This is a genomic window from Thalassoglobus neptunius (genome assembly GCF_007859735.1).
GTDB lineage: Bacteria > Planctomycetota > Planctomycetia > Planctomycetales > Planctomycetaceae > Thalassoglobus > Thalassoglobus neptunius.
The window spans coordinates 1-6412 of sequence record NZ_SIHI01000094.1 but is presented as its reverse complement, the minus strand read 5'-3'; the positions used below and the strand labels follow the sequence as shown (position 1 = coordinate 6412).

Annotated in this window: 3 protein-coding genes and 1 pseudogene; all 4 read right to left on the bottom strand. The window is 51.9% G+C overall.

The genetic code is table 11. The features are described 5' to 3' along the window. Positions 1-253: 253 nt before the first annotated feature. Positions 254-1567, bottom strand: a complete 1314-nt coding sequence (locus KOR42_RS25490; protein WP_146512626.1) for a DUF4056 domain-containing protein — start codon at positions 1565-1567, stop codon at positions 254-256. Between the two features lie 32 nt (positions 1568-1599). Further along, positions 1600-4113 (bottom strand): hypothetical protein, encoded by a 2514-nt coding sequence (locus KOR42_RS25485; RefSeq protein ID WP_146512625.1) that lies wholly within the window; start codon positions 4111-4113, stop codon positions 1600-1602. Then, positions 4056-5720 (bottom strand): hypothetical protein, encoded by a 1665-nt coding sequence (locus KOR42_RS25480; RefSeq protein WP_146512624.1) that lies wholly within the window; start codon positions 5718-5720, stop codon positions 4056-4058. Before KOR42_RS25480 ends, KOR42_RS25485 begins: the two co-directional genes overlap by 58 nt. A 433-nt stretch (positions 5721-6153) precedes the next feature. Beyond that, positions 6154-6412 (bottom strand): annotated as a pseudogene (locus KOR42_RS27190) (hypothetical protein); the annotation flags it as partial.

Here is a 6412-nt window from a genome sequence, read left to right as displayed (position 1 = left end):
ATCAGTTCAAACAAATGGTGAAAACCAAAAGTCTGAACACCTGACAACAAGTGATCATCTGGGCGCTACGCTTTTATTCCGTCACACCCTCTCCGTCGAGCGCTACGTTTTCTGACCGATGTCTACAATCCCGGTCATCAACCTGAAACTCCACTTGGAGTTGCTTGAATTTTCTCAGGGCTTCTTTGGAAGACTGTTCATGTCCGTGATTCAGCAACTTTCAATGAAACCAAATTGACTCGAACGATTAGGATCAAGGAGTTTCGGGGCGATCCGTACCAGGGCCATAACGATCGACATGGATGGCTCGCAATCGTTCAATCAGCGTAGGGAAATCGGCCGTCGTGATCGGATTCGGCAGTCCGGTGAGGAACGAGGCAGGAATTCGATCCGTACTGACATAAGTCTCCATTCGGTAGTAATCCGTTAGGGGGTTCCCGTCCATATCCACGTTCGGAACGCGGATCGGAGCTGCAACTACGGGATGCCCGCAGGCCGATCTGAGCGAGTCGCGCAAAACGGAGTTTCCAGCCAACTCAAGTTCCGTGACGAGCCAAGGTTGAACGACACCGTAGGAATCAAAGTGACGCCGCAACAATTCCAGGTGCACATCGGCTCGCAAGGGGGCGGTGATTGTCCAGGGTGAATAGTCGGGAAAATTGGCCCCAGGCATCTCCGTGACGTCGTAGGCGTCGTTGTAGAGATAAAAGTGATCGTCGACATAGTCGACGGAATCAATCGTTACATCTTTGTTCTGATATTGGAGGACTCGCAACGCATAGTCAATCGATACATTAACTGCCATATTGTAGTCGTTCTTTGGATCGGTAAACAGCGAATTGAATCCTACCCAACACCCAAGCAAATTGGAATAATTGTCTTCGGGCGAAAAGGCGGAGTACTGTTCCCAGGTAAAGAACGTTACGATTTCGTGCCACACAGACGTCTCGTAAGCCAACCGAGCGCCAATTAATCCCGCCAACCGAGGGTCTGGGTTGGAAATCGATTGAGTCAAGTAAATTGTTCGCGTTCCCTTCTCAGTATAGATCTGAAACTCTCCACCATCGGGGAGATGTTGTAAAACCAAGCTCGCCAGATGACGCGTCCGATCCGCCAATCCTCTGACGTGTCCAATATCAATCAGGCCACCTCGAGAAGTGTAAACGTATCCGACGGGATCTTCCGACACTTTTTGGCGAGGGATACCTTGCTCAAAGTAGTATTCAGGAGCAGTATCAGTAATCCAAGCAACGAAATTGGCAATCTGAGCGTTGAAGACATTGACCGGCACGCCGGAATATCCCGTTCCTCCATAAAGATGCCCCATCGTCTCTTGCTTGGAGAGTGGTACGGACGCGCCGTTTGCATGCTTCAAAGCTGATTGCCAACCAATGGCGCAACACCAACGAGGTACCGGTTGTTCCAAGCCACTTGCGAAAGCGGGGAACTCGTTGGCCAATTGTTCTTCATCGTTGGTATAAAACGACAGTGCATCCAACGCGAACGGTGATTGGCCGGAAATTAGATTGGCGAATGATTCCATCAGAGTTCGAGTTGGATTTGTCATTCACTCCACCTTTTGTAAGTTGGACAATGGACTTACGAATGCGGCTTCTTAGTATCTGGCTCCGGTGGCGATGCTGCAGGCCGCAACCGTTTACTGCGAACCGAGCCGCACAATTCTTTGACGTGTCTGCCCGTCAATCGAAGCTTCATTCGCTCCACTTCTGCCATTTTCGCCAGTCGGCGTTTGCGGACGTTGGGCTGTGGTAGCCAGAGCGGATCTCCGTCTTTTGTTGGTTGCAGATCTTCTGATGAAATGGGGATCGACTGATCTTGGTCCTGCATTCCAAGCAACACTTGCACCGACCGTGGCAACCGCTCCCAGTTGACTTCAACTTCCGGAGGCCGCTTTACTTGGGGACAACCGGTCGACCGCTCTGATGGCGCCGCAACAAATGTCACGATCTGCTCAACAGCTTTCTGCTTACCGTCGATAATTGTAAGTGCAACGGTGTTGATTCCGTGTCGAAGTTCGGACAGCGGAATCTGCAGAGTGAGAGTCAGTTTGCTTTCTGAACCGCCGCGAAGGTGTTGTCGTTGATCCGTCGAGAGTGTCTTTCCCACGTCGTTAAGTCGAGCACGATGGGGTTGTAGGAGTTCCGCGATGCGTTCTTGGCTCGATCGCCGCTTGGCCGCAAGTGTTGATCGTTGCACGTTTCTCCATCGCCACCTCACACCTGTCTTTTGCTCTTTACTTGCGTTTTGGCTCGGTTTCCACAATCGATCTGACCGTACGAATCGTGATCGTTCTCCTTTCTTTAACGACGCTATATTCCCCCATGCGTCGACTTTTTCGAACGGATAAAAAATGGTGGTTGAAGACATTTCCTCATCACCGGATTCATATCGGTGGACGTGAAAACGAGCGATATCGAGAGGTGATTGATTGAGAAACACAAACACGCGCTGTGCTTGCATATTGCCAAGCCCGAGCAGACTTTCCGGTACATTTGTCAGCAAAACTTCCAAGTCGAGGTCGTGAGTGTAGAGCGACGTCGGAGAAGGCTCGACAATGACCGCTTTGGCTTCGTCGAGGTAAGCACTCGAAAGTTCCTCAGACGCTGCTGCGTGCTGCTCTTCGACAATCTCCTGCTCCAATTCCGCTCCTGCCAGCTGATTCTCCGTGTTCAATCCCAAAACGATCTTACTTGTCATTTCCTGGACGAGAGGAGCAAAACCTGGAAGGCCACCTACTGCGGAACGCAGGGCAGAAACGAAGTAGTCAACGGAACAAGAGAAGGTGCCTAGATCAAAAGAGACTGACTTGGAAATCTTGGGGGGCTGATAGTAGGTCGTGATCCAGTTCCCCTTGGAGTCAAAATAGCCACCCACCGCAACACGTGGAGGGGTCCAGGAGTAAGTTTCATCGAACTGAACATGAATAGCAAAAGAGCCATCGATCGCGGCACGCAGCTGGTCTTCTAAAATGTCGAGCAAAAAATCGCTGATCTGATTATCAACTTCACCACTGTTGTTTGCAGAACGGAATTGGTCCAAAAGGTCGTTCAGGACTTCCTCCGACTGTAGCTGCAACGGCGTTAAAACGGAGTCAAAGACGTCATCAATGATTTGCACTGCGACCAGACCGTCGACACTCGACGCTAATTGATTCCGAATGCTGGAACGCACCGAGTTGCTCAGCGCTTGGTAGGCGAGATCGTTCTCCAACGGCACCATCGCCAGATTGACCAGGTGCGTCTTCACATCATCATGGACTAAGGTCCGCACCGATTGAGAAACGGCCAAATTCAGGGACGCCTGCAGATCCGATAGCGCTCCGGAAAAATATTCAGTAACTTGTTGCGCAAGGTCAACAATTTCGCCCGGCAACTCCAACAAACGCTGGAACAGTTGTTGCGATAGTTGCTGTAATTCGTCCAGCCAAATCGCTACTTCTTCAAGAAATCCTTCCATAGATTTGGCAATTTCCTCACCTGCCTTTTCTCCGATTCTCAACATGACACGCGTAAAAAAGTCGAACAAGGTTTCGGCGAGAGATTCTGCAAACTCCGCCGCCAACAGGTTGAGATCAGAGCGAGTTTGAGGATCAGGAATAAACGCATCATTCTGCAATTGTTCAATCCACCCCGCATCCGATCCGGGAGGCATGGGGTCCAACAAGTTGTACAGGACGTGGCGAATGCGATGTCGCTTTTCATCGTTGAATGGTCGGAAAACATCAGCAGCGATTAGCAGTGACTCTTCGGTAAGCTCGGCGACGAACTCCGGGTCCTGGTTGATTTCGACGGCCAAGAGTGTTCCCAAGCCGTTGGGGGCATCCGCGTTTTCCGCGAGTTCCACGAGTTCGGTGTTTACGTGTCGCATGGCATGATCCACCAAAACATCAGCACTGACGACGGCGCAGCGACCGAGAAACTTCATCAAGATGCTCGAACACGCTTCTCGAAGGGCGTCACGATAGCCTACATTTCCAAAGCTCCAGGAGAGAACACGATCAAAGACCGTCCCGACGACAAAATCAAAGGACTCGATCAGCACTTCATCAAAGTAGAGCCGGAGCTCAGCTTGATCTCCCAGTTGCTGATGCACGATGGGGCCAGTTCGGTCTTTACCCGAACATTCAGATAGCTGCGCAGTCCTTGCGACAGCGCCCGTAAAGATGCTTCGGCATCGGGTTGGCCGGTGTTTGGATTCGGTGCAAAGGAACCGATGTTGCGCATGATCGTCTGAGCGGCCGCCACCAACGCTTGACTGTCTGGTCCTGCAACGATCTCAAGCGCTGGCTTCAACTCCGGAAAACGACGAATCAGCGTATCGAGGAGTTGATCGCGCAACAAAAAATCGACCAAGTGGTCCTGGTGGAGAGGTATCCCTGCCGGCGCTGACACCGCATCTGCAATGAACTCGTAAATCAATGTGGGGGGAGGCGTGCTGACCGCCAGCGGTCCCTGGAAAGATGGCGTTTGCGCGGAAACGGAAATCGATCCCAATACAGAGGCACGTACAGAGGCATCGGTTAGCTGTTGGACACTGGAAAACAGAAGCTGCGTAGCTGCCCAAGTCGTGGCAAGAGGTTCCACGCAATCTTCAGGAATGGAATTGTTACCTAGTTCCAGCCCAACCGATACTCCCGATTCGATCCATTGAGCCCAATAAAGCCCGTTCGCTACGGTTGTTTCATACGGCTCCGCTGGAAAAGCCCGTAGATGGTCCGCAAAATGTTGTCGCTGAGGCTCAGAGCGTTCCCAGGCATCCGCACCGAGTCCTGTACGAGCCAATCCCTCTTTGAATAAATCGATAGCCAGCTCGGTGAGCTTTTCCAGGATGAATCGCTGCAGCTCTTCCAATCCAACCCGTACACATTGCTTGGCGAGTTCGGGAGCAGAATCGGCAAATGTTGGTGAGGATTCAGCGATTGTAAGACCCAGTTCAAATGCAGATCGGAATGCAATTTTTGCGGGCGCTCGCAACTCGCTCAAAAGAAGTTTGGAAGTTGAGTCGGGGAATTTCTTACCAATCTCATAGACCGCTTCATCCACGACGGCGTCGACCATTCTGCGAATGAGACGACGAGTGTCCCTGAAACCGAGATGAGCAAACAATTGCCAGGAGGTCCCTCCTTTTAATCCGACTCCCCATTCAGCGCCGATCGTAAACCCCGGTGTCGCAAGCGTGACCGGGTCTTTAACAAGCCGTCCTGTGACCCCCAAGCGAGCGAAAGCCATGGCCGAATAGGCCGCGCTCGCCCGGATTCCAGCGCCTATCGACAATTCCTCCATAAAAATTGTAAATAACCGTAGCCAGATCCCTTCCATTCGCGGGTCTTGTTCGGCCAAGGCAATAAAATCACCAATGCTAAGCCCAATGCCGAGTCGAGCACTAATGCTGGCACGGGCGATGGCTGCGAGCCGAATTGCCACACCAGCTTCGCCAAACAAGTCAATCGGTGCTTGGATTTGACCCTTAAGTCCCGCTTCAGCTTCAGCTCGTATTGTGGCATCGGCCGCCAGGAACTTGTGAAAGTGGGCCTCCAGTTGGGCCATCACTCCAACACCCAGCTCAAGATTAACGCCGCGTTTGAGTTGACCTTGCGCTCGAATGTCTAAGGAGGCTGCGACTGCGGCGTCGGCCCAATCACCCAATTGGGCTTCCGCGTCGAGGTCAAAAATGTTTTGACTGAGATCGAGAGCTGGCATACCGGTCTCCACGCGTTCGTCGATGGTGGGTATGACAACTTACGTTAGAAATCACCGGTCTATTTGATCACGTTGATCGAATGCCCTCGCAGTTGTCATCTACATCCGGAAGTCAATTCTTGCGTTGACCGCATAGTTTTTTCAAGGAGCCCGACTTGAGTTCTCCGCAACAACGGACGTTTAATTCAAATTTTTGCACTCCTGAGAACATTTTGACTGTCGAAACGTAAATGACGACCAATTGCGATAGAGACAGCGACCTGAACATCACGCGACTGCCTTTGTTCCGCAGAATCGAACCTCCAACCTCATGTCTACTACCCATTCAAACGGAATACTCTGCCGGTCTGATGCACCGTCAATCACTCAATGTGCATTCCCCGTATATTGGCATTGCGGTGTTTGTGACCGCTGAGATTCTCCTCTATCGCGCTCAACGCTCGTTCCGTGTCCGGTATTCCGCCCATCTCTTCCGCTGTTGGCACCAGTTGGGTTCGGCGGCGATCTGTCGCAGGTCCCGTTCGAGCAACGTGTCGCGGCCCCGGGTAATCCGTGGCAGAAACAAAATCTCCTCCTGAATGTCGGGAGCGAGAGACAAGAGGTTCATGATCTGCGTGACCCGAGCTCGTGAGACGTGCCCCAACCGGGCGATTTCTGCTTGATCGCCGACGAAGCCATTCTTGAGTAAGGAT